Genomic DNA, 23,211 nt, shown 5'->3' with positions numbered 1-23,211 from the left:
CGTGCGCCCTCGCCTCCGCCGAACCCAACCCCGTTGCCGCCATGAATCGAGATGAGAAGTTCCTGGCCGTGCTGCTGCACGGCCGCACCCAGGCCCTGATCGCCCTGACGGCGCTCAGCGCGCTGATCTGGTGGGCCGGCCCGCTGGTCGGCATCGGCGAAGCGCGGCCGCTGGACACGCCGGCCGCGCGGGTGGCGGCGATCGCCTTGGTCCTCGTGGCTGCCGCGCTGATCCTGGGATGGCAGGCCTGGCATCGCCGTCGGGCCGAGCGCTCGCTGCTGCAAGGGCTGCGCGACGGCGATGCCGGCGCGGCGGAGCGCAAATCCGAACTCGAATCCCAGGCCCTGACCCAGCGCTTCGCGCAGGCGCTGCAGCTGATGGACCAGAGCGCGCGGCGCGGGCGCCGCTGGCCCTGGTCGCGCCGCCGCAACCTCTACGCGCTGCCGTGGTACCTGTTCATCGGGGCGCCCGGCTCCGGCAAGACGACCGCCCTGACCAACGCCGGCCTGAACTTTCCGCTGGCCGGCCATCTGGGCCAGGGCACGGTCCGCGGCGTCGGCGGCACGCGGCATTGCGACTGGTGGTTCACCGACCAGGCCATCCTGATCGACACCGCCGGACGTTACGCGCTGCAGCAGTCCGACGCCGCCGCCGATGCCCAGGGCTGGCGCAAGTTCCTCGCGCTGCTGCGGGCCACCCGGCCGCGCCGCCCCATCAATGGCGTGCTGCTGACGATCAATGTGCAGGACCTGCTGCTGCAGGAGACCGAGGAACGCGCCGACCATGCCCGTCGCCTGCGCGCGCGGCTGGAGGAGTTGCACGACCAGCTCGGCGTGCAGGCGCCGGTCTACGTGCTGGTCACCAAGTGCGACCTGCTGGCCGGGTTCGACGACAGCTTCATCGCGATGAGCCGCGAGGAGCGCGAGCAGGTCTGGGGCTTCCCGCTCCCGGAGGCCGCCGACGCTCACGGCTCCCGCGGCGAGGACGTTCGCGCCGACGCTGGCGGCGGAGCCGGCACCGGGCGCGAACCGGGGCTGCTGGCCGCCTTCCAGACGGGCTTCGACGGTCTGTCCGAGCGACTGCGCCTGCAATTGCCCACGCGCCTGGAGCAGCAGCCCGATCTTGCACGGCGCGCCGCGATGTTTGCGTTCCCGACGCAGTTCGCCGGCTTGCGCGATCTGCTGGGGCCTTTCCTCGGCGACGTCTTCGCGACGCCGGCCGGCGAGCGTCCCCCCACGCTGCCACGCGGCGTCTACTTCATCAGCGCGACGCAGGAAGGCACGCCGATCGACCGCGTGCTGGGCACGCTCTCGCGCCGCTTCGGCATCGCCGTGTCGACGGTCCGCTCAGGCAGGCCGGACGGCGCGAGCGGCGCGAACGGCGTGGGTGCCCCGGCCGTGGCCAAGGGGCGCAGCTACTTCCTGACCGGCCTGCTGCGCGACGTGGTGTTTGCCGAGCAGGATCTGATCGGCGCCAGCCCCCGCGCCGCCGCGGCCCGTCGCCGTCTGCGGCAGATCGCGTTCGTCACGCTGGGGCTGGGCGCGGTCGCCGTGCTTGCCGGATGGGCCGTGTCGAATGCCCGCAACCGTGCCTATGTGGGCGAGGTCGAGGCGCGCCTTCCGGCCCTCAGCGCCGATGTGAAGGCCCTGGCCGCCGACGACGCGGTCGGCGCCCGACGGCTGCTGCCCGTGCTCGACAGCGTCGTGGACGCCCCCCGGCCGGCCGACTTCGACATTGCGGAGCCGCCCGCGCTCAACACGCTGGGGCTCTACCAGGGCGACCTGCTGCAGGCCGGCATGCGCATCGGCTACGGCCATCTGCTCGAACATGCGCTGTTGCCGCGCGTCGCGCGCCGGCTCGAGGCGCGCCTGCGCGCCACCGATCCCGCCCGGCCGGCGCAGCTCTACGACGCGCTCAAGGGTTATCTGATGCTGCATGCGCCGCAGCGCTTCGACGGCCCCTGGCTGATCGACTGGGTGCTGCAGGACGACGACGAGGCGCTGTCCGGTCCCGCCGGCTCCACGCAGCGCGCGTCCTTCGAGCGACATCTGCGCGCCGCGCTGGCGCAGGGCGTGCCGGCGCCCGTCGCGCCGCGCGACGAGGCCTTGGTGGCGCGGGCGCGCGAGCAGCTCGCCGCCTTCCCGCTGGAGCAGCGCGTCCTGGCGCGCATGCAACGCCAGCCTGTCGTCGCGGACGTGCCGGAGTTCACCGTTGCCGCGGCCGTGGGCCCGACGGTCGCGCAGGTGTTCCAGCGCGCCAGCGGCCAGCCGATGACGCGCGGCGTGCCGGCGTTGTACACGCGGTCCGGATACGCCCGGCTCTTCCTGACCGACGCGCCCCGGCAGGCACGCCATCTTCTGGAAGAAGAGCGCTGGGTGCTGCCCTCGAGCCCGGCGCGCGAGGCGGTGTCGGAGGCGGCCTTCGTCGACGCGCTGCGCCGCGTGGGCACCTTGTATGGGCAGAACTACATCCGGCACTGGGATGCGCTGATCGGCGACCTGAAGCCGGTCCGCGTGGACTCCCTCGATCGCGGCCTGGCCGTGGCGCGGGTCCTGGCCTCGCCGGACTCGCCACTGCCGACGCTGATGCGCGCCGCGGCGCGGGAGACGCGACTGGGTCCCGAGGCCGCGGGGACGGCCGCGGGGACGGCCGGCGGGACGGGCGCGTCCGGCGCCGCGGGCGCCACCGCCTCGGCCAGCATCGCGGCCGACGGACGCGGGGCCGTGCCGCGCTCTGCCGCGGAGCTTGCCCTCGCGGGCAGCGCCGAGAACGCCATCAACGGGCACTTCGCGTCCTTGCAACGACTGGTCGCCGGGCAGCCCGCGCCAATCGACGAGGCCGGTCGCCTGTTCAACGAACTGCTGTTGCAACTGGCCGCGATCGACGCCGCGCAGAAGAGCCGCAGTGCGCCGCCGCCGGTCGGCCCGGCCGTCGGTGCGGCGCGAGCTGCAGCCGGCCTGCAGCCTGAGCCGGTGCGCGGCCTGCTGGAGGCGCTGTCCGACGTCGGGACCAGCCAGGGCCGGGTGGCCGAGCGTCTGGGGCTCTCCAGCGAGCTGCGTCCGGTGACGGACTTCTGCGCGCGCACCGTCGCCGGTCGCTTCCCGTTCACCTCGACCTCCCGGACCGATGTGCTGCCGGACGACCTCGGCCAGTTGATGGGCCCCGGCGGTCTGATGGACGAGTTCTTCCAGCGCCGCCTGGCCGCGCTGGTGGACACCGGCAGCTCGCCGTGGAGCTTCCGCCCGCTGCCCGACGGGCGCCGGCCCGGCGGTGGCGCCGCCCTCATCGAGTTCCAGCGCGCCGCTCGGGTGCGAGAGGCGCTCTTCAAGAACGGTGGGCGCACGCCCGCGGCCGGCATCACCGTGCGGGTCGCGGAGTTGAGCGGCTCACGCGAACTGCGTCTGGACGTCGACGGCCAATCGCTGCGGTTCAAGGGCCCGGATTCCGCCCCGCAGGCCATCACGGTGCCGGGCCGCACGGGTTCGCAGATCAAGCTGTCCTTCAACAACTCCACGACGCAGACCTTCGACGGCCCCTGGGCGCTGCTGCGCATGATCCAGCAGCACGAGGTCGCCGCGGACGGCAGCCCGGAACGCATGAGCGTCACGGTGAGCATCGACGGCCGCAAGGCCCGGCTGGAACTGATCGCCAGCAGCGCCGTGCATCCGCTGCGGCTGCGCGAGTTCGGCGCCTTCCGCTGCCCGGAGGTTCTCTGATGGCGATCGCCTGGTTCGGCAAGCTGCCCGCGATCGGGGACTTCGCCCATCGTCGCCTGAACCTCGATGCCATCGAGCGCCTGGATGGCTGGCTCTCGGACGGCCTGGCGCAACGCATCCAGGATGCGCCCGACCTCTGGCTGGACGCCTACGACCACGCGCCGCGCTGGCGCTTCGCCTGGGCCGCCGGCGTGCTCGCGTCCGACGGGCCGTGGAGCGGACCGCTGTGCGGTGTGCTGCTGCCGTCGCGCGACCGCGTGGGGCGGCGCTTCCCGCTGATCGCGCTGCGCGCGATGCACGCTCCGCTGTCGCCCGCCGCGCGCGAATGGCTGTCCGGCCTCGAGTCCGTGCTGTGCCTGGCCGTGACCGAGGCCTGGTCCATCGCGCAACTCGAGGACGCCCTGGGCCTGCTCGACCACGTCGCGCCGCTGCATGCGGACCGCGCGGCCGCCGCGCCGGGCCGCCCTGGGACGGGGCAGACCTGCTGGGCCGCTTCACCGGTGTCCGTCGGCGAGGCGCCGGCCTGGCGCACGCACGCCGGGCTGCCGGTCGGCACCGCCTTCGCGGCCTTGATCAGCGCCCGGGACCAGGTCGAGGGGACTCCCACCGAGGGCACCGCCACCGAGGGCGCCCCCATCCCGATTGACTCCCGATTGACGATTGATTCCGGAGAACTCCATGACCGCCTCCTTGATTGACGCCGGACGACTCGACGCCGTCGCGCCCTCGTGGAACCCACGCCGGCCGCTGCGCATCGCGCTGCTTGGCCACTTCGGCGCCACGCCGGCCTCCCGTGCGGCGGACACCGCCGCGATGTCGGCGCGTCGACCGCGCCGGATCGATTTCGACACCTTCGACGACGCCATCGCGCACGCCGATCTGACGCTGGACGTCGCGCTGCCCGACGGCAGGATCGCCGGACTGCGCATCGCCGCCCTGGACGATCTGCATCCCGACGAACTGCTCCGCCAGCTGCCGCGCGGCAGCGCGACGCCCGATGCGCTGCGCGCGGTGCTCATGCACCCCGAACTGCGTCGGCTGGAATCCGCGTGGCGAGGCGTCGACCTGGTGGTGCGCGAGCTTGGCCCCGGCGCCGCGCTCGAGATCCATGTGTTCGACCTGACTGCCGCCGAGATGGCGGCCGACCTCGACGCTGGCGACGACCTCTCGCGGTCTGCCTTGTACGCATGGCTGGTCGGGCGCCCGTCCGAAGACGCCGACGGCGGTTACGGCGCGGTCGCCTGTCTGCACGACAACGATGCGACGCCGACCGACCTGGGTCGGCTCGCGCGCCTCGCGCGGATCGCCGCGCAGGCCGGCGCGCCGCTGTTCACTGCGATGTCGACCGACACGCTCGCCGACCGCCGGCATCCGCCGGAGAAGGCCGTGCGCGCCGCCTTCGACGCGCTGCGCGCCCGCCCGGAGGCCGGCTTCCTGTGCCTGGCCGGTCCCCGCTTCCAGCTGCGCCACGCCTACGGACGCGCCACCGATCGGATCGGCGCGTTCGACTTCGAGGAATTCGATCCGCGACTCGGCCTGCGTTCGATGTGCTGGGGGCATCCGGCGCTGGTGGCGCTGCTGGCCTGGCACCGCGGTGGCGACCTGATGCTGCGCGACCGACCGCTGCACGTGGTGCGCGACGCCGACGGCGACCAGGTCGCCCTGCCCTGCACGGATCGACTGATCCGCGCCGACATGGCCGTCACCTTGCGCGAGTACGGCGTGCAGGCGCTGATGGCCGCGCGCAACGAGCCCGCGCTGCGCGTCCTGGGTCTGGCCGCCGTCGACGGCACGGCGCTGTCGCGCAACGGTCCCAAGCCGGTGGTGAAAGCCATGCCGGCGGAAGCCATGGACGAGGCCAGGACATCGGCGGCGATCGACGACGTCCTCGAATCGCGTCCGGACCGGTCGCCTGCGCCACCCGCGGCCGCCGGCCCCTCCGATGCGATGCCGCCGGCCTCGTCCGGGACGACCCGCTCCGACTCCGACTCCGACTCCGCCGCGTCCGAGGACGCCATGGACGCCATGGACGCCATGGACGCTGAGTTGGCCGCGCTGCTGAAGTCGTTGGAGTGAGGTCTTCCGACCCATCGACAAGCACCGCGCGCATCGAACGACATTCACCGCGCAGCGCCGCCGACCCTGGTGTGGCGCCACGCGCCACTGACCGACTCAACGATTGGATCCTCATGCCCAACCCTGCCTCCCGGAACGACGACGCGTCGTCCTCGTCCTTGCAGTCCCCGAAAGCGCTCGTCGCGCTGCTGACGCAGTGTCGACACGATCCTCTCCGAAGAGTCGCCTGCGCCTTCGTCCCAGGCGCCTCGAACAAGCCCGACCTCTTCGTCGTCCATGCCAGGCTCAACGGCAGGAAGCTGCTCGCGGAACTCTGCGCGGAAGCCGGCGCCAAGGGTGGAAGCGCCGGCGAGGCCTGGCTCGAGGAGGACGTGCTGATGCTCAAGCTCGACAAGCCGTCGGCCGGCGTCGAGAAGAAGGTGCTGGCCGCGGTCAAGCGACACGGCTTCCGCATTGAACGAGTGACGCTGGCCGGCGACGAGACGAGCCCCAGGTCAGACAACGTCGACCCATCGTCCGCATTCAAGGCCCGGCCAGGGGCCTTGATGTCTGAACCGCGTGCCATGGCCCCGACGAACGAGGTGGGGGTCGATTGGGTCGACCAACGTGCGGGAGTCCTCAAGGTCCTCAGGGCCGCGGCAAGTCAGATCGCGGCTGCCAGGCATGCGAGGTCGGCCGCGGCGATCATCGAGATCCAGGCGATCGTCGGGAAGCTGGGTGGCGAACCGTCGACATTCGAGCAGATCGACCACTTGCAGGGCTGGCTCGACTCGGACGACGTGGTGCAAGACGTCTGCGACCTGTGCGAAGACATCCGTACGCCGCTGCTGCAGTCCTTGAACGGCCTGCGCAGCCGGATCGCCTCGCGTTGAACGCGCCTTTCCCATCGAACCTTCATCCGCCCCATGTCCAAATCACAGAGTTCCGCAGTTCGCGAGGTGTGGCTGTCTTCGCCCGACCTCCTTGAACGGCATGTCAAGAAAATCCAGTCCCGCGTCGATCAATACATCGACGAGTTCCGCGCAGACGTCGCCACCCTCGAGCTGTTCCTGCGGCGTTGGCATCCATTGCCGATCAGCCACCAATTCGTGGCGAATCGGATGGAGCGTTTGAAGCCGGAACTGGACGCGTTCCTCCTGAAGACTCAGGAATTGGCATTGCAGGCCATGAGCTCACGTTCGGCGCTCGCGCAAGTCGAGAAGAACCTGGGGTGGTACGCAACCAGTCCCGATGCGAGGACGCTGCTGAAGCGGACCTTGCAGGAATCCCAGGTCAGCTACGAACCGAAGTTCGAGCGCACCTTGCTGACCACCGAGCGAACGACCTTGGGAGAGATTCGCCAGTCCGACGAGGACTTCTTCGTCGACTACCTCGATGCCAGCCGCCCGCGGCTGACGGTCTATCGGGGAGACGGCCGCGGCGTCAACGCGCAGTCGCTGGCCGGCTACGTCCGGGAGCCGATCCTGGCCGGCGGCCGTCCTGACGTGAGCTTCTTCGGCGTCGTCCAGCATCTGGAGTCGAGCACCAACAAGAACGGCATGGTGTCCACGACCACAGACCGTGCGCAAGCCCTCGACTGGGCCCTGGACGGCAAGAAATACGGTCTGCTGTATACGCTCAGCGTGACGCGCTACATCGACACCATCGACCTGCTGCGCCAGCGCAATTTCAAGCACCGTTTCCCCGCGCAGCTGGAAGTCCTCGTGCCGGATCGGATCCCCGTGAGCGAGATCGTCTCGGTAGAACTTTTCAGCAGCGATCGGCGCCTGCTCGGGACCGCCTGACCCACCGTCGGGCTCGCGCCGCCTTGGGCGTGCCGTCCCACGGATCTCAACGAAAGGAACGAGAAGATGACTTCACTGTCCGATGCGGTGCTGCCTGCGCCGTTGGGCGCCAGGATGGCGCCGCTGTTGCGCGAGCTCGAAAAGGGCGGAACGATGTCCGCACTGGTCGGCATCGCCGGCAAGGAGACCGCGGTGCTGGTCTCCCGGCAGGCCATCGCCAAACCCGGTCGTGACCTGCTGACCGACCATCTGAAGGGCGCCGGCACGCCTCGCTTTCAAGCCGGTGAGTGCCACTTCGAAGACGGCGCCTACACCTTCGTGCTGGCCGACCCCGCGGAGGACCTGGGCAAGCGTTTGAGCGCGGCGCTGTTGAAGCAACTCGGCAAGCGCGTGAAGGTCCAGGTGCGCGGCATCGCCGGGAGCAACGACGATCAGGCGGGAAGTGCCACGCCGCAGCCCGCACCGCGCGACGAGCCATCCTCGTCGCCATCGCCATCGCCATCGCCATCGTCCCCCGCACCGGTGCAATCGCCGCAATCGCCGCAGACGGCGCAGACGGCGCAGACCAAGACAGCTACCGCCAGCACGGCGCCCGGACACGCCTTCAATGCCCGGCTGGCGACCCTGCTGCCCGAGGTCAAGAGCGCCATGAGCACGACGTCGACGCTGGGCGAGCAACTCAAGCTGAAGATCAGCGAAGCCGGCGTGCATGCGCGCAACAAGCGGTTTGACGAAGCCAATGCGCTGCCGGATCGCGTGGATCAACTCCTTGCGTCGGCGCGCGCCAATGCGGACGGCGTCGCCGCCGGGGCCCCGGAATCCGCAAGGGAACGGCTCGACGAGGCAGGCTTCCTCGAGCATTGGCCGCAGGCCAGACAGACCTGCCTCTCCGCCGTCGCCGCCGTCGACCGGCAAGTCGCGCAACTGATCTCGGTGCTCAAGGCGTCGCAGGATCAGGAACTCCGTGACATCGCCGAGTTCGGCCTGCCCGCCGTCACGGGCAACTTCAAGGTGCCGCTGTCGGCGGCGATCGTCGAGTTGGACATGGCCCGCGGCACCCGGCTGCCCTCCGCGGCCCGCAAGGTCGCCGACGCGGCACGCGCTTTCGCGGACTACCTCGACCGCGAGGAGACGGTGCGCGTGACCGACGAGAACGAGTTCGGCGTGACCGTCTCCATCCGTGCCACCTTGGGCGAGGCGCTGCGCGCCATCGAAACACTGACCGGACGCGTGATCTGACCAGACCCGCGTTCTTCCACTTCAAGGAACTCAGCTCATGCATTCCCTCTTCAAGTCCCCGTGGGCGCTCCGAATTCGAGCAGGACAAGCGATCAAGGCGCGGCGGGTCCCGGAACTCAATGATCCCGGGCACCGTCTGGAGATCGACCTGGGACCGGACTGGCAGGGCCCGAAGCCGACGATCCATCCGGGCGCCATCAAAGGCTATGAGCGCATGAGCGACGAGGAGATCACGCAGGCCACGCGTGTCGTGGCCGCGAAGATCAAGGGCGGCAAGGCGTTGCTGGGGGACATGTGCCAGAACCCGGCGCAGTTCACGGATCCCCGATCGAAGCCGGGCAAGAAGGAGGTCTCCGACCTGATGTGGTTCCTGCGCATCAAGGCGGAGGAAGTGGCGCAGTCGCCCTTCGAGAAAGGCGCGTTGAGCATTCCGGATCCGGCCAACGTGATCCGCGGATATCTCGACCGCTGCCCGGACGCCTACAACCGGCTCTCCAGTCATCTGCCCGAACAACAGGCGTTGCCGGGCGGCTCCCCCCGCGGCATCGATTTCGACCAGGGGGACGTCGCGAACCCGGACGAGCTGCTGCCCTACGGCATGGGCACCCTGCTGATGCAGTCGACCAGGATGAGCTCGGGCGACGAGCGTCTCTTCATCAAGCTGGAGGGCCATGGCACGCCGATGCCCTTGCTCGACGACTACCAGGCATGGCAACGCGGTGCCAAGGATGCCAGCACGCTGCCGGCCAGTCGCGACCTGGCACTGAAGGATGCGGCGCACACGGCGGTCCATGCAGGGAAGTACCTGCTGTCGAAGTTCCACCTGCATGGTCAACGCCTGAGGGGCCTGCCGCGCTTCACCGAGAACCAGATCGACGGCAAGGGCTCAAGCGTGTCCCGGGAACTGGTCCCCGCCTATCGGAGCGTCATCGCGGCGGCTCGTGCCGCCGGCCTGCCCGTGCTGGCCCTGCAGCGCGGCAACTTCGAGGCGGAGATCCACGCGATGGTCGACAACCTGGAGACCTTTCTCCAAGGCGCCACGGCCGACGCCCAGCCCATTCCGAAGCCGGTGCTGGATGCACTGGGCGACTTCGATCGATTCGTCGCGGAGCACAAGCTCTTCGAAGCGTCCGAGAACCGCCACATGAGCGAGGTCGTCCTCACTCGCGGGTCGTTGGGGGTCTGACCACACGGCGCGCGCGGCCAGGTGCCGTGGCGCCGTTGCATCGTGTTGCGAAGCGTCCCGCATCCGTCCGTCCGGACGCACCGTAAGTGTCGAGGTCCCAGGCGCAACCACCGTGCCGCCTGTCCCAATGCAGGCCCCAACCCGGGGCCACGGGGACGCCCGGTGCCAGCGACATGGCACAACCACCGTCCAGGACCTCGAATGAACCCGACCACCCACCCGACCACCCACTCGTCCAACCACCTGTTCCGCGCCCCCGCCGCCCACTCCGCGAAGGCGCTGCTTGTCGGCGCCGCGGGCTCCCTCGCCCTGTTCATCGGCCTCGCCTCCGCGCACGGCCCGCTCCAGGAGCGGTCCGCAATCGTCACGCTCGACCCGGTCGTTGTCAGCGCCAGGCGCGAGCAACTGCCCACGGTCTTCATCCATGGCCGACGCGACCGCGCCGAGGACGTGCGTCAGATCGCGGAGCTCTGAGATCGACATGTCACCTGGATGTTCATGACGCCGTGGACTGGCGCGTCCCGCCAAGTCCCTCCGCCCGCACCCGCCCCGACTCTTCACTGACTCCCTCAACGCCATGGATCATCTTTACCACGCCCTTCCCACCTTCCGCGCGGATGACCGCGCGGCACCGGCGCGGGCCACCCTGCAGCTGGCCAGTCGCCTCCTGCTGTCGCTCATCTTCATTCTTGCCGCGTTGCACAAGCTCGGCGCGCGCGAGGCGACCGTCGCGATGATCGACGGCGTCGGGCTGCCCTTCCCCGGCTTCTGCTACGGGATGACCGTTGCCATCGAACTCGGTGCTGGTCTGGCCGTGGCCATCGGATGGCACGCGCGCAAGGCGGCGGTCGCGCTGGCCCTGCTCACGCTGGTGGCCGGCAGTCTCTTCCACAACCAGTGGAGCGACCCCAACCACTTCATCCACTTCCTGAAGAACCTCGGACTCATCGGCGGCCTGATGCAGATCGCGATGAACGGACCCGGTGCGTTGAGCCTGAAGCCTCAGTCGACACGTCGTGTCCGGCGACGGAGCAGCCCCTGATCGACGCAAGCCGCCTGCTCGGCGACGGGGCCGGGGCCGCAACGACGCGGCGGCATGGTGTGAGCCCGTCCCAGCCGCAGTGGCGCAGCGCGCTCGGCCACCTGCCCATCGTCAGGACGGACACCGTGCCGTCGCTCACTGCGCCGCGTCCAGGCTCGCCTGCGTGAAGGCGGGATAACCCGCCGGGCGGTAGTTGTTGAGGTTGTTCAGGAAGTTGCTGTCCTTGACCGGGACGTTCGCCGAGCCGTAGTCGAAGGTGTTGAGCAGGCTGCGCATCGTGGCGTTGCTCACGCCGTCACCGGTCATCGATGTCCAGCTGACGATGGCGGGCGTCAGCCATTGGCCGTACGGGTTCTCCGCGGCGACCTCGGTGGCGCCGGCGAAGCGCATCGCGTGCGTCAGCGCGCCGTCCTTGTGATAGACGAAACGCACATGCCCGTTCTGCACCGCCAGCGTGTTCACCGCCGCGTTGTTCAGGGCGCCGTGGGCGCTGTAGCCGCCGTGGGTGACCGCGCCGTTGGTCGTCCAGATGGCCACGTGCTCCCAGTCGTGGCGATGCCCGCCGCCGATCCCCGTCGTCTGGTCCTTCAGGAAGTACAGGGCGTAGAAGTGTCCGCAGTACACGTTGCCGCCGCTGGTCACGCAGGCATGGCGATGCAGCGTGTTGGCGTAGTCCAGGAAGTCGGCGCGACGGCAGCCGCCGGTGATGCTGCCCGAGGTCTTGAGACCGCCGTTCTGCTGGCCGCCGCGGCTGATGCCGGCGCTGGGCAGGCAGCCGTCGGTGTCGAAGTCGAACAGCGGATAGGTGGCCGCGATCGGGACGTTGACCGGCCAGGCCGCACTCAGCGCGGGGAAATCGTCGGCGCGCACGGACGTGGTCGCGAGCGCGGCCAGAAGCGCCAGGGCGGCGATGCGGATGCGATGCATGGTCAACGTCCTCGGGTCAGTTGATCCGGATCTGGAGACCGGTGGCGGTGTAGGTCGGCGTGGCCGTGACGCCGTCCACGACGAGCTTGTCGAACCTGCCCTGCAACGCGGCGGCCTGGATCACCGTGAAGGTGTCGCCGCTGCGCGGCGTCGTGCCGGCCTGGAACTTCAGCGTCAGCGTGCCGCCCGCGATCACCACCTTGCCTTGCGCGGCCAGGCTGCCGGCGTTGCTCGCACCGAGGTGCAGCTCCAGCGTGCCGGTGGCCAGTTGGGTGTAGTTCGTGACCGCGACCGGCACCGGCGCCTGCGTCGTCAGCGTGCCGGTGTCGACATAGACGTCCCCGGTGCCCAGCGCCTTGGCGCTGTCGGCGCGCAGGACGCCGCCGGAGACCTGCGTGCCGCCGCTGTAGCTGTTGCTGCCCGCGAGGGCGAGCGTGCCGCTGCCGAGCTTGGTCAGCTTGCCCGCGCCGCGGATGTCGTTGCGCCAGACATCCAGCGCCTGGAAGCCGCCCTTGGCCGCGTCCATCGTGACGCCGACATCGCCGTCGAAGGCGGCGTACCCGTCCGCCGCGGCGAAGAGGTTCAGGCGGCCCCAGCCTTCCGCGTCGTCCATCACCGGGTAACCGGAGCTCAGCGCGGTCGTCTTCAGCACGACCCGACGCTGGTCGGCGCTCAGGTACGGCAGGCGCGTCTCGAGCAGCACTTCCGCGCCCTTGGGCACGACGGCGCCCTGGGTGGTCGCGCCGATCGGGCTCAGGCCGAAGGTCATCAGGCGCTGCACCGTCGCCTTGTTGGTCGCGTGGTCGGCGTAGGCGTCCTGCGCGGCCGGCAGCGAGTGCGCATAGGCCTGCAGCGCCGCGGCGTCCTTGGCGCCCACGGCCGCCATCAGGGCCGTGCGGGCCTGGTCGTAGGCCGCCTGGCGGTTGGTCTTGTTGGGATCGTTGACCAGGTTGGCCGCCGCGGCCGCCACGCCCTGGATGCGTCCGCCCACCACGTCCAGCGGCGAATGCATGCCAGCGAGGATGCGGTTCTCGCCCAGCACGAGGGCGCGGGTCACCATCTCCTGGTAGCGCTCGGGCACCAGGTAGGCCATGGCCAACGCCTTGCGGACACCTTCCGCGGTGTGGCCGCTGACGAAGCCGCCGTCCGTCGTCGGCGTGCTGCTCTTGGCGGGCTCCAGCGCCGGAACGACCTTGACGCTGGCGCTCCAGCGCCATGGCCGCGCGTACTTGTAGAAGCGCTTGGCCGGCTCGGTCGACGCGTTGGCGCCGATGGCATTGACCAGGTCGATCGCCGCGCCGAAGCCGTGGCTGTTGGCGGCGCCGGCATTGCCGATGTCATTGCCCTGGTCGTTGTAGAGCACGGTGGTCGCATCGGGCGCGATGCCCGTGATGGTCGTCGTCTGCTCGCTGAGGGTGCGCCACGCCGAGGTCAGCGGGCCCATGCCGTCGCTGATGCTGTAGCCCTTGCCGCGCCGATCGTCGAGGTAGGCGGCCAGCTCCTGCGCCGCGGTGCGACGGCCCGTCGCGTCGACGACGTACTGCACGTTGGCGGCGTGGACGGCGGCGTTGAGCACCTTGCCGTCGGTCGCATCGCCGGGCAGGCCGCTCCACGCGGAGGCCGCCACGGCCGCGAAACCATCGCGGGCCGGCGCGCTCGATCCCGCGTCGACCAGCGCCGTGCTCGGCTGCCAGATGTCGAGGAAGCCGGCGACCACTCGCACGCCCGCATTGGTTTGCAACGTGGCGTAGCGCGCGTCACCGCGCTGGTTGGTCGCGATGGTGTCGACGAAGGGCGGTGTCTTCGCCTCGTCCTGCACCGCCGCGGTGTCGGTGGTGCCCAGCCCCTTCGGCGCCGCGGGTACCACCAGGGGCGTGTCCTGTTCGTCGTCGTCGGACGAGGAGCAGGCGCCGAGCAGAAGCGCCGGCACCAGCACGGGAAGAATGGCCAGGAGCAGTCGGTTGCGTTTCGGTTGGGAATTGATCATGGGAGTCGTCGACAAGGAATGGTCGCCGGCGACTCTAGAAAGCCCCGATGTCGAGGTCGTGACAGCGTAGTCATTCGTTACCCATTTTGGCGAGACACGCACATCGGAACTTCGGACACTGCAGGCGCTCAACCGCCCTCGCACTTCGTTCACGGACCGCCATGCATCCAGTCCCACGTCGATTCGTCCAACGAGCCAGTCTCGTCGCCCTCGCCTTCGGCGCGATCGCGCCCGCCTACGCGGCGCTGAGCCTGAACGTCAGCCAGGACCTCTGGTCCGGCGGCTTCTGCTCCCGGGTCAACATCCGCAATCCCGGCACCACGGCCAGCGGCGTCTGGACCTTGCGCTTCGAGCTGCCCAACGGGCAACTGAACGGGAGCTGGAACGGCCAGTTCAGGAACGAGTCCGCGACCACCGTGGCGGTCACCGGCACGAGCTGGAACTCGCCGGTCGCCCCGAACCAGAGCTTCGAGGTCGGTTTCTGCGGCACCGGCACGGCCCCCAGCGCCGCCTCCTTCCGCATCGCCGAGGCCAGTGCGCCAGCACCCGCACCCGCGCCAGCACCCGCACCCGCGCCAGCACCCGCACCCGCGCCAGCACCCGCACCCGCGCCAGCACCCGCACCCGCGCCAGCACCCGCACCCGCGCCAGCACCCGCGCCAGCGCCAGCACCCGCGCCAGCGCCAGCACCCGCGCCAGCGCCAGCACCCGCGCCAGCGCCAGCACCCGCGCCAGCGCCAGCGCCAGCGCCAGCGCCAGCACCAGCACCTGCGCCAGCACCTGCGCCTGCGCCAGCGCCAGCACCTGCGCCTGCGCCTGCGCCTGCGCCGGCACCTGCACCCGCCGGCGATCTGTCCGTTCCGGCCACGGGGCAATTCAAGCTGCCGTTCAGCGTCGCGGCGGACGGTCGCATCCTGGACAACCAGGGCACGGCGGTCTCGATCCGGGGCGTCAACTGGTTCGGCTTCGAGACACCGGACCTGGTCGCGCACGGCCTCTGGCAGCGCAACTACAAGGACATGATTGCCCAGATGAAGGACCTGGGATTCAACGCGGTGCGCCTGCCCTTCTGCCCGACGACGCTGCGTTCCACGGGCCGCCCCAGCGGCGCGCTGAACACCAGCGTGAACCCCGACCTGGCCAACAAGACGCCGCTCCAGGTGATGGACCGCATCGTGGCCGAGTTCGCGACGCGCGGCTTCTACATCCTGCTCGACCACCATCGACCCGACTGCAACGCGATCTCCACGACGCCGCAGATTCCCGGCTACTCGCTGGACCAGTGGGTCGCCGACCTGCAGTTCGTCGCCGACCGTTACCGCCACGTGCCCAACGTCTTCGCGATCGACCTGAAGAACGAGCCGCACAGCACCGGCGGCTCCGGCGCCTTCTGGGGCACGGGCAACATCGACAACGACTGGAAGCTCGCCGCCGAGCGCGCCGGCAGCGCGGTGCTGGGCACCAACAGCCAGCTGCTGGTGTTCGTCGAGGGGGTGTCCGACAACCAGGGCCGTTGCGAGAACCCCGATCCGCACTGGTGGGGCGGCAACATCGAGCCGGTGGCCTGCTATCCGATCGACGCCACCCGGATCCCGCGCAACCGCCTGGTGCTGTCGCCGCACATCTACGGGCCGTCGGTGAGCGCGCAGCCCTACTTCGGCGACGGTACGGGCTTCCCGAACAACATGCCGGCCATCTGGCAGAACCAGTTCGGTCGGTTCATGGGGACGCATGCGGTGGTGCTCGGCGAGTTCGGCGGCCGCTTCACCGACAAGGATCGCCAGTGGCAGATCAAGATGGTGGACTGGATGAAGTGCAAGGGCGTGCGCAACTTCTTCTACTGGTCGTGGAACCCCAACTCCGGCGACACCGGCGGTCTCCTGCTGGATGACTGGCAGAGCGTGTCGCTCGACAAGTACAACAACCTCAAGCGCCTGTGGGACGGGTCGGCGGTCGACGCCAACGTCTGCAAGTAGGCGCCTGCGACGTGGCGCTCGACGTCGCCCGCGTCAGCGCGTGCGGGCGGCCAGGAATCGTTGCAGGGCGTCCTCGCGAAGGCGGGTCACGATGCCCTGCCGCTTCATGTTCTGGAGCGTGTCGGACAGCATCGGCACGAGGGCCTCGTGCCGGCGATGCAGATAGGCATGGCCGGTCGTGGACTCGACGATGCGCAACAGACTCGGCGCCGGACCGGCCCGGACCTGCGGACTGGCATCACCGAACGCGAGGTAGTCCTGGACGGCTTCCTGCACGTCGAAGTAGAGCGCGACACGCTTGAGCTGCAGCCGCCGGACGCCTTGTTCGATGGTGGTCACGGTCGACACATGCCCGGGTGCGGCCTCGCGAGCCAGCAGGGCAGCGAGTTCCTGGATGCCTCGCCGGTGCTCGCACGTCAACCCCTGGGCCCGCACCGCGGACCACCCGGGAAAGTCGACCAGGCCGGAATCGCCCGCCGCATACACGGCGAACTCGACGGTGTTGTTCGCTTCCGGCACGCGCACCAGCGACGGATAGAGGTCGCCGTAAGCCCGGGTCCGGCCGAGTTCGCCGTCCGCCTCGCCGGCCTCGATGGCCAGCGGTGCCCGCCCCGCGGGCACGTCCAGGAACTCGAACCCCACGCCGAGTGAAGCGAGCGCCTCGCGGTAGACCGCAATGAGCCACTGCGTCCGCGGATCATCGAATCGTCGCGAGAAGGTGAAGCGCAGGAGGCGTGGCCGCGCCGCCAGCGCCGGAACGGAAACACACAGGGGCGCCGCCAGCGATGCCAACGCGCGCAGGCAGTCCCTTCGCCCCAGCAATCGAGTCGTGCTCGCGCTCATGGATCAAGGCGCTGGTCGGCTTGCCCCCTGCCGTGCACGCCAGGCTCTGCGGTGGTCGTGCGCCCAGGAACGACTGTAGTCCAAGGCATGGGGCTCCGGTAGCCGCCCGGCCTGGAGGACACGCGGGCGAGCGGCCTCACGGGGCCTCAATCCTCTCGGTCAACTGCGTCCGGTCATCGGCCCGTGAACCGTCACACGGGACGTCCTCGTGGAAGGCCACCCGGTTGCGTCCGCTGTTCTTGGCGCGATACAGCGCCTGGTCGGCGGCCTCGAGCAGCGTCTCGCCCGTCGTCAGCGCTCCACCGAACATCGCCGCGCCGAAGGAACTCGTCACCCGGCCGATGGCGGTCGGCTCGCGGTTGACCTCGACCTGCATGCGGCACAGCCGCTCGCGGTCCGCCGCTTCGTTCAGATCCATGCCCGGCAGCACCAGCATGAACTCCTCGCCGCCCAGACGCCCGACCGCGTCGTACGGACGAATCTCGCCGCTCAGCCGCTCGGCGAAGGTCCTCAACACCGCATCGCCAGCCGGATGTCCGTACGTGTCATTGACGCGCTTGAAGTGATCGATGTCGATGATCACGACGCTCAACGGCAAACGCTCGCGCCCCGCCCGCGTCACCTCGCGATCGAGCACCTCCAGGAGCGCACGGCGGTTCCACACGCCGGTCAGCGCATCGCGACTCGCCAGCACTTCGAGCTGGGCACGGGAGTCCTCCAGGGCCTGCGTCCGCTCGCGGACCACGGCCTCCAGTCGCAGCTGCTGATGGTGCCACTGTCGCCGGCGCCATCGATGGATGCCGTAGACCAGCCCGAGCAGCAGCAGCAGCCCCAGCGCGCGGGCCCAGCCCGTGGCCCACCAGGGGGGATCGAGCGTGAAGGAAAAGGAAATCGGCTGCGACCGCACACCGCTGTCGGGATCGGCGCTGCGGGCCTCGATCTGGTACGACCCGGGCGCTAGCCCGGTCAGTTCGATCTCTGCATGTGGCGCCGGAAACCAGAGTTCATCGCGCCCCGCCAGGCGGTACTCGATGCGCAGGCTGGGGTCCGAGAACTGCGCGGGGGCCAGCAGCAGGTGGAAGCGGTCCTGCGACCACGGGAGCGCCTCGCCATCCCGCACGGGGCGGGGATCGCTGCCATGCAGCGCCGACAGCAGCAGCGGCGGACGGATCGTCTTGGCGAACACCGCGGAGGGATCCACCAGGTGAGACAGCCCCCGGCTGGTGCCCACCCACAGCGAGCTGTCCGAGTCCTCGTACAGCGCGAAGCCGGAGGTGTCGTTCCCGATGAGCCCATGGGACTGATCCAGCACCTTCCATTGCGTGCCGTTCCAGACGACCAGGCCGGCATCGGTCCCGAACCAGAGCCAGCGCCGGCTGTCCGCGAGGATCGACATCACCTGCCGCCCTTCGAGCGCCGGACTGGCGATGCGTTCGGCCTTGGGGGTCGAGCCGTCGCGTCGGAGATGCCAGAGTTCGCCGTATCCGCTGACGGCCATCACGGTGCCGTCCGCCAGACAGGCGAGCATGCCGGCGCCTTCCTTCATGGGCACCTGAGGTGACCAGACATCGTCGCGCTGGCTGGCGACGCCCTGCCAGCCGGCCATCCACACGGTGCGATCGTCCGTGTCGCAGAGGTCCTCGAAGCTCTTGGCCTGCCCGCGGGGGCCGGGCAGGACTTGCGGCTGGCCCACCGGACCTTGTGGCCATCTCAAGGTCTGTTGCGTCGTCATCAGCCAGAAGGCGCCGTCCCGGGCCCGCATCGCCCGCAGAAAGCCGTCCTCCGGACCGCGCGGGGCGATGGGGACGCCCTGCGCACGACGATCCCGCATCCGATGCAACGCGCCGCCCGGCGTGATGCCCCAGAGCCCGCCCTGCCCATCCGGCACCAGTTGCGAGATGTCGCGCTTGTGCCGGAGGGCGACCTGGCGGAAGCGTTCCGCCTTCGGATCGAAGACGCCCACGCCGCGTCCGGTGCTCACATACAGGTCCCCCGCCCCGGTGCGGCCACCGCCGCCGCCGACCCGCAGGATCGACCAGACCACATCGTTGGGCAGACCATCGGCGGCGCTCCAGTTGACCCAGCGGCCATAGCCCTGCCAGTGCAGGAGACCCGTCCCGCGCAGCCCCATCCAGAGTTCGCCTTCGCGGTCGCTCATCAGCGCGATGAGGCGCCCGTCCCCGGGCAAGCCCTGGTGCCGGCCGAACAGCGCCCAGCCCTGCCCGTTCCACCGCAACAGTCCCTCCTGGGACGCGGTGAGGACGCGGCCTGAGGCGTCCTGCACCAGCGGGTACTGATTCATCGCATCGTCCCGCGTGCCAGGCGGCGTCCTGTCCGCGAAGTTGCCCGCTGGATCCACGAGCTGGATCAGCGCCCCCCGCGCGCGGGCCCAGATGCTGCCGTCCTCCGCCTGCAGCAGCGAGGACCATTCCCGCCGATCCGGAACGCCGCGATCGACGGCCCACTGGGTCAGGACATCGCCCCGGAGTCGGCAGATCGCTTCGCCGCAGCCCAGCCAGAGGCTGCCGTCGCGATCACGCAGGACGCTGAAGACCTGCAGCGGTCGGTTCAGCCGGACGCCGAGCTGCTCGGGCGTGCGGGCGATGGTCGTCTGCAATGTCCCGGCTGCCGGGTCGAAGGACACGTGCAGCAGCCCTTTGTCGGTGGTCAGCCAGGCCTCGTCGTCGACCGCCGCCAGGGACTGCGCGTAGACGCCGATCTCCGTGTCCTTGGGCAATGGGGCGGATCGCAGCAGCCCTTCCCGCCAGAGCCACAGTCGGGACTGGGAGCTGATCCAGAGATTGGCGCCGTCGGCCGCCAACGAGGTGACGCTGCGGATCTCGCTCGAGCCCACGCGGACGATGCGAGCGCCGTCATGGCGATACAGGCCGTTGTCCGTTCCCGCCCACAGCAGCCCCGGCGCGTCCTGCGCCAGCGCGTTGATGGACAGGTTCTGCAGTCCGTCCGCCTGGCCGAATTCGCGCAGGTTCATCTGCTCCGCAGAAGCGCTCCCCACGCCGAGCGCTGCGAACCACGCGATCGCGCCCTGCATCGCTCGGTGGCGCCAGGCATTCACCATCTGTCCTCCTGTCGGGCTCCTCGGATCCTTGCTCGCGTCGTCGACGACGCCGCACCGTCAGCTCGGAAGACTAGCCGCCCGTGCGGCTGGCGCCCCGTGAGGGTCGTCCGGGCAGGTGATCAATTCCACGCCTTCTCCACCCGGATGTCGTGGCGAGCGGCGAAGCATCGGGAGGCGACAAGGACGAATGCCGGCGACGGCCCGCCTAGGCCGGACTGTCGTCGAGGCGGTAGCCGAGTCCCCGCACCGTCTTGAGCAGCGGCAGCGGATGCCCTTCGTCGATCTTGGCCCGCAGGCGGCGCACGTAGACGTCCACGATGTTGGTCAGCGGGTCGACGTTCACGCCCCACACGTTGGACAGGATGCGCTCGCGGCTGAAGAGCCGTCCCGGGGCGCTCATCAGCAGCTCCAGGAAGGCGAGCTCCTTGGCCGTCAGCGCGACCGGCCGGCCGGCGCGGCTGACCTGCATCTTCTCCCGGTCGAAGACCAGGTCGGCGACCTGCAGCGTGGCCGCGTCGATGCGCTGCTCGCGCCCGCGACGCTGGAGCGCGACCAGGCGCGCGAGCAGCTCCTCGAAGTCGAAGGGCTTGGTCAGGTAGTCGTCGGCGCCCAGGCGCAGGCCGCGCACCTTGTTCTCCGCGCCGTCCATGGCGGTGAGCATCAGGATCGGCACCTGACACCCTTCCGCGCGCAGCGTCTGACAAAGTTCCAGGCCGCCCAGGCCCGGCAGCATCAGGTCGAGGATGACGAGCCTGAAGTCCCCGGCGCGCACGCGGGCCAGGCCGTCGGGACCGGTGCTGGCGATGTCCACGGCGTAGCCCTCCGCGGTCAGGCCGCGCGAGAGGAAGTCGGCGATGCGAGGGTCGTCCTCGATGACGAGCAGATGGCGGTTCATGGTCGATGGGAGCGGGGAATCGGGGCGGACAGGGGAAGGTGGGGAAACAGGGAGCCGGACGGCAGGCTCCGGCGGGGAACGAGCGTGTCAGACGGGCCGCGAGAAGGGAAGCACCAGCCGGACCGTGGTGCCGACGTCGACCCGGCTGTCGATGTCGATGCGCCCGCCGTGGGCATCCAGGATGGCTTTCGCGATGGACAGGCCGATGCCGGTGCCGTCGGCCCGATGGCGCCGTGCGCGCGCGCCGCGGACAAAGCGCTCGAACACCTGCCCCAGCTCTTCGGCGGCGATGCCGATGCCCTCGTCGCGCACGCTCAGCACGATGTCGTCGTCGCGCAATGCCCAGTCCACGCGCACCGTGCCATCAGGGCGGGAGTAGCGCACCGCGTTGTCGATGACGATCATGAGCGCCTGCCGCAGCCGGACCGGGTCGACGTGCACGACGATGTCCGCCTGCACCGGGCTCGTCTCGATGCGCTGCCGATGCGTCGCGGCCAGCGTGCGCGCCTGCGCGACGGCATCGTCCATCAGCGGCGCGAGCGCGATGCGTTCCAGCACGAGATCGAGCTCGTCCGCCTCGGCGCGAGCGACCAGCATCAGATCGTCGACCACACCGGTGAGCTGCTTGACCGCCGAGACGATGCGGCCGAACGCGACGCGGTAGTCGGCCGCCGGCAGCGTCGCGGCGCGCAAGGCGAGATCGGCCTCGCCGCGGATGACGGTGGCCGGGGTGCGCAGTTCATGGCCCAGGTCGGCGAAGAGCTGACGCCGGCGTTGATCGAGGCCCTGGAGACGTTGATGCGCCTCCTCGAGCTCGTGGGTCCGGGCGCGGACCTGGTCCTCGAGGCGCTGCCGCACGGCCTCGGCCGCTTCACGATGCAGCTGCAGCTCGTGCGCCATCGCGTTGAAATGCGCGGAGACGCGACCGAACTCGTCGCTGGATTCCACCGGGATGCGATGGTGGAGGTGCCCGGCCTGCAGCGCCTGCGTGCCGGCCAGCAGCGCGTCCAGCGGGCGCTTGAGATGGCGGCTCAGATGCACGTACAGCGCGAGCGCCAGCGCGAAGGTCACGCCGACCATGAGCACGGCCTGGCCGCGCAGCCGCGCGATCCCGTCCTCGGTCGCGGCCCGTGCGATGGGCACCGCGCGGCGCTGATGCTCGATCGCCCGGTTGAGCAGATCGCGCAGGTCCCGACCGTGGGTCTTGTCGAAGACCTGGTTGAGCTGGTGCCAGACCGCATCGAACGCCGTGCGGTCGCGCTGCGGCTGCAGGTCGTGCAGCTGGCTGTGCAACTGCGCGATGTTGTCGCCGAGCAGTTGACTGATCTCCACCAGTTGCGTGACCTCTTCCGGAATCGTGCCGCCGTCCGTGGCGGCCATGCGTTGCCAGGACTCGAGGTGGCGGCGCGACATCTCGGCCAGCCGGTCCGCGCCGGCTTCCATGTCCCCGAGCAGCTTCTCGCGCGTCGCGGGCAAGGCGCCGGCGCCCATCACCTGCTGCGCGGCCCAATTGCGCAAGCGCTGCTTGTTGGCCGACAGGTCGAGCAGCTCCGACAACAGATCGCTGGTCAGGCGGCTGTGCGCGGCATAGCTGTCCACACGCGCCGCGCCCCAGTGGACGAATGCGGCCTGCACGCAGACCAGCGCCAGCATGGCGGCCAGGGCCAGGGTCAATCTCAGTCGATACATGGGCGCGGATTCTAGGAACTCGCGCATCGAGCGCCTTGTCCGCCCGCCGCCATCGCCGAGGATCGCGGCGGGCGCCGTCTCATCGGGACGTCGCCTCCGGCATCGCCGACGAGTGGTGATGCGCGATCAGCCACTGGCCGTCGCTCCACTCGTACACGTAGGTGTATCGGGCCTTCACGGTCGCGCCACTGCCGAAGCGGAAGGTGTAGGTGCCGACGTCCTGCGCCACGTTGCAGCCGATCTTGATGAAGCGCTTGTCGATCGTGCCCTGCGGCTGGTCCTTCAGGAACTTCACGAAGTAGTCGCGAATGTCGGCCGGCGTGGCGCGCGGCTCATTGGTGACGGTGGGCAGCAGCACGGCGTCGGGCGCATAGTTGGCCGTGACGCGGTCCGGGTTGCCGGTCGCGAGCGAGGCGTTCCAGCGGTCGAAGAGCGCCGCGATCTGCGCCTTGTCGGCGCTGGCGCAGACGGGCGCGGACGTCGCGCGATCCTGGGCCGCGGCGGACGTGCCCATGGCGCCGAGCATCAGCGCGGCCAGCGCGGGGGCCCACAGGGCTCGCGGCACGCGGCCCGAAGCGGGGCGGACATCGGCGGTGTCGCGGTGACGGGCGGAAACGGTCATGTGAGGAAACTCCAGATCGGTCGTTGAGCACGGGCACCGTGAGGTGCCGCGCCGGGAACAGGCTGTCCCTGGCGCACCATCGATTCTGGAAATCGCTCATGAACCCGCCATGAGTCGAAAATGAACCGCGAATGAACAGCGCCGCCGGAC

17 protein-coding genes are annotated in these 23,211 nt (G+C 70.0%); 10 read left to right on the top strand and 7 right to left on the bottom strand.

From position 1 onward, the window contains the following. Positions 1-41: 41 nt before the first annotated feature. The 9 genes from tssM (at position 42) to ACQ4L4_RS07855 (ending at position 11,043) form a co-directional block, all read left to right on the top strand. Positions 42-3,716, top strand: coding sequence for a type VI secretion system membrane subunit TssM (gene tssM, locus ACQ4L4_RS07895; protein WP_431103700.1), 3,675 nt, complete (start codon positions 42-44; stop codon positions 3,714-3,716). Then, positions 3,716-4,414: a type VI secretion system-associated protein TagF gene (gene tagF / locus ACQ4L4_RS07890; RefSeq protein WP_431103699.1), complete on the top strand. Its 699-nt coding sequence runs from the start codon at positions 3,716-3,718 to the stop codon at positions 4,412-4,414. The genes tssM and tagF overlap by 1 nt, the downstream gene beginning before the upstream one ends. Continuing rightward, entirely contained in the window at positions 4,395-5,792 is a 1,398-nt protein-coding gene (locus tag ACQ4L4_RS07885) for a type VI secretion system contractile sheath domain-containing protein (RefSeq protein WP_431103698.1), read from the top strand. The genes tagF and ACQ4L4_RS07885 overlap by 20 nt, the downstream gene beginning before the upstream one ends. A 113-nt stretch (positions 5,793-5,905) precedes the next feature. After that, positions 5,906-6,664, top strand: a complete 759-nt coding sequence (locus ACQ4L4_RS07880; protein WP_431103697.1) for a hypothetical protein — start codon at positions 5,906-5,908, stop codon at positions 6,662-6,664. Positions 6,665-6,697: 33 nt separating this feature from the next. Then, entirely contained in the window at positions 6,698-7,576 is an 879-nt protein-coding gene (locus ACQ4L4_RS07875; RefSeq protein WP_431103696.1) for a hypothetical protein, read from the top strand. Positions 7,577-7,642: 66 nt separating this feature from the next. Next, the gene (locus tag ACQ4L4_RS07870; protein ID WP_431103695.1) at positions 7,643-8,815 is read left to right on the top strand and encodes a hypothetical protein; all 1,173 of its coding nucleotides are present in this window, start codon (positions 7,643-7,645) and stop codon (positions 8,813-8,815) included. 37 nt (positions 8,816-8,852) lie between these two features. Continuing rightward, positions 8,853-10,001 carry a hypothetical protein gene (locus tag ACQ4L4_RS07865; protein ID WP_431103694.1) on the top strand — a complete coding sequence of 383 codons (1,149 nt, stop codon included), beginning with the start codon at positions 8,853-8,855 and terminating at the stop codon, positions 9,999-10,001. A gap of 201 nt (positions 10,002-10,202) precedes the next feature. Further along, a complete protein-coding gene (locus ACQ4L4_RS07860) occupies positions 10,203-10,475 on the top strand; it encodes a hypothetical protein (RefSeq protein WP_431103693.1) in 273 nt (90 codons plus the stop codon). A 37-nt stretch (positions 10,476-10,512) separates the two neighbouring features. Beyond that, positions 10,513-11,043 (top strand): DoxX family protein, encoded by a 531-nt coding sequence (locus ACQ4L4_RS07855; RefSeq protein ID WP_431104900.1) that lies wholly within the window; start codon positions 10,513-10,515, stop codon positions 11,041-11,043. Positions 11,044-11,178: 135 nt separating this feature from the next. On the opposite strand, the gene ACQ4L4_RS07850 is transcribed toward ACQ4L4_RS07855, so the two are convergent. Together ACQ4L4_RS07850 and ACQ4L4_RS07845 are read right to left on the bottom strand one after the other, a co-directional pair. Next, positions 11,179-11,970, bottom strand: coding sequence for an NPP1 family protein (locus tag ACQ4L4_RS07850; RefSeq protein ID WP_431103692.1), 792 nt, complete (start codon positions 11,968-11,970; stop codon positions 11,179-11,181). Between the two features lie 16 nt (positions 11,971-11,986). Beyond that, positions 11,987-13,957 (bottom strand): phosphatase PAP2 family protein, encoded by a 1,971-nt coding sequence (locus ACQ4L4_RS07845; protein ID WP_431103691.1) that lies wholly within the window; start codon positions 13,955-13,957, stop codon positions 11,987-11,989. Between the two features lie 161 nt (positions 13,958-14,118). On the opposite strand from ACQ4L4_RS07845, the gene ACQ4L4_RS07840 reads away from it, so the two are divergent. Continuing rightward, complete coding sequence (locus tag ACQ4L4_RS07840) at positions 14,119-15,933, top strand: cellulase family glycosylhydrolase (RefSeq protein WP_431103690.1); 1,815 nt, start codon at positions 14,119-14,121, stop codon at positions 15,931-15,933. Positions 15,934-15,966: 33 nt separating this feature from the next. Here the strand turns inward: ACQ4L4_RS07840 and ACQ4L4_RS07835 are convergent, their stop codons facing one another. The 5 genes from ACQ4L4_RS07835 to ACQ4L4_RS07815 all read right to left on the bottom strand — a co-directional run bounded on the left by ACQ4L4_RS07835 (position 15,967) and on the right by ACQ4L4_RS07815 (position 22,965). After that, positions 15,967-16,776, bottom strand: a complete 810-nt coding sequence (locus ACQ4L4_RS07835) for a hypothetical protein (RefSeq protein ID WP_431103689.1) — start codon at positions 16,774-16,776, stop codon at positions 15,967-15,969. Positions 16,777-16,912: 136 nt separating this feature from the next. Beyond that, entirely contained in the window at positions 16,913-19,855 is a 2,943-nt protein-coding gene (locus tag ACQ4L4_RS07830; RefSeq protein ID WP_431103687.1) for a GGDEF domain-containing protein, read from the bottom strand. Positions 19,856-20,060: 205 nt separating this feature from the next. After that, positions 20,061-20,750 (bottom strand): response regulator transcription factor, encoded by a 690-nt coding sequence (locus ACQ4L4_RS07825; RefSeq protein WP_431103686.1) that lies wholly within the window; start codon positions 20,748-20,750, stop codon positions 20,061-20,063. Between the two features lie 87 nt (positions 20,751-20,837). Further along, positions 20,838-22,439, bottom strand: a complete 1,602-nt coding sequence (locus ACQ4L4_RS07820) for a sensor histidine kinase (protein WP_431103684.1) — start codon at positions 22,437-22,439, stop codon at positions 20,838-20,840. Positions 22,440-22,518: 79 nt separating this feature from the next. Beyond that, complete coding sequence (locus tag ACQ4L4_RS07815; protein WP_431104899.1) at positions 22,519-22,965, bottom strand: SgcJ/EcaC family oxidoreductase; 447 nt, start codon at positions 22,963-22,965, stop codon at positions 22,519-22,521. Between the last annotated feature and the right edge of the window lie 246 nt (positions 22,966-23,211).

Source organism: Roseateles noduli, from assembly GCF_050626985.1.
GTDB lineage: Bacteria > Pseudomonadota > Gammaproteobacteria > Burkholderiales > Burkholderiaceae_C > Roseateles > Roseateles noduli_A.
The sequence above is the reverse complement of the archived record's forward strand: the minus strand, read 5'-3'. Positions and strand labels throughout refer to the sequence as shown.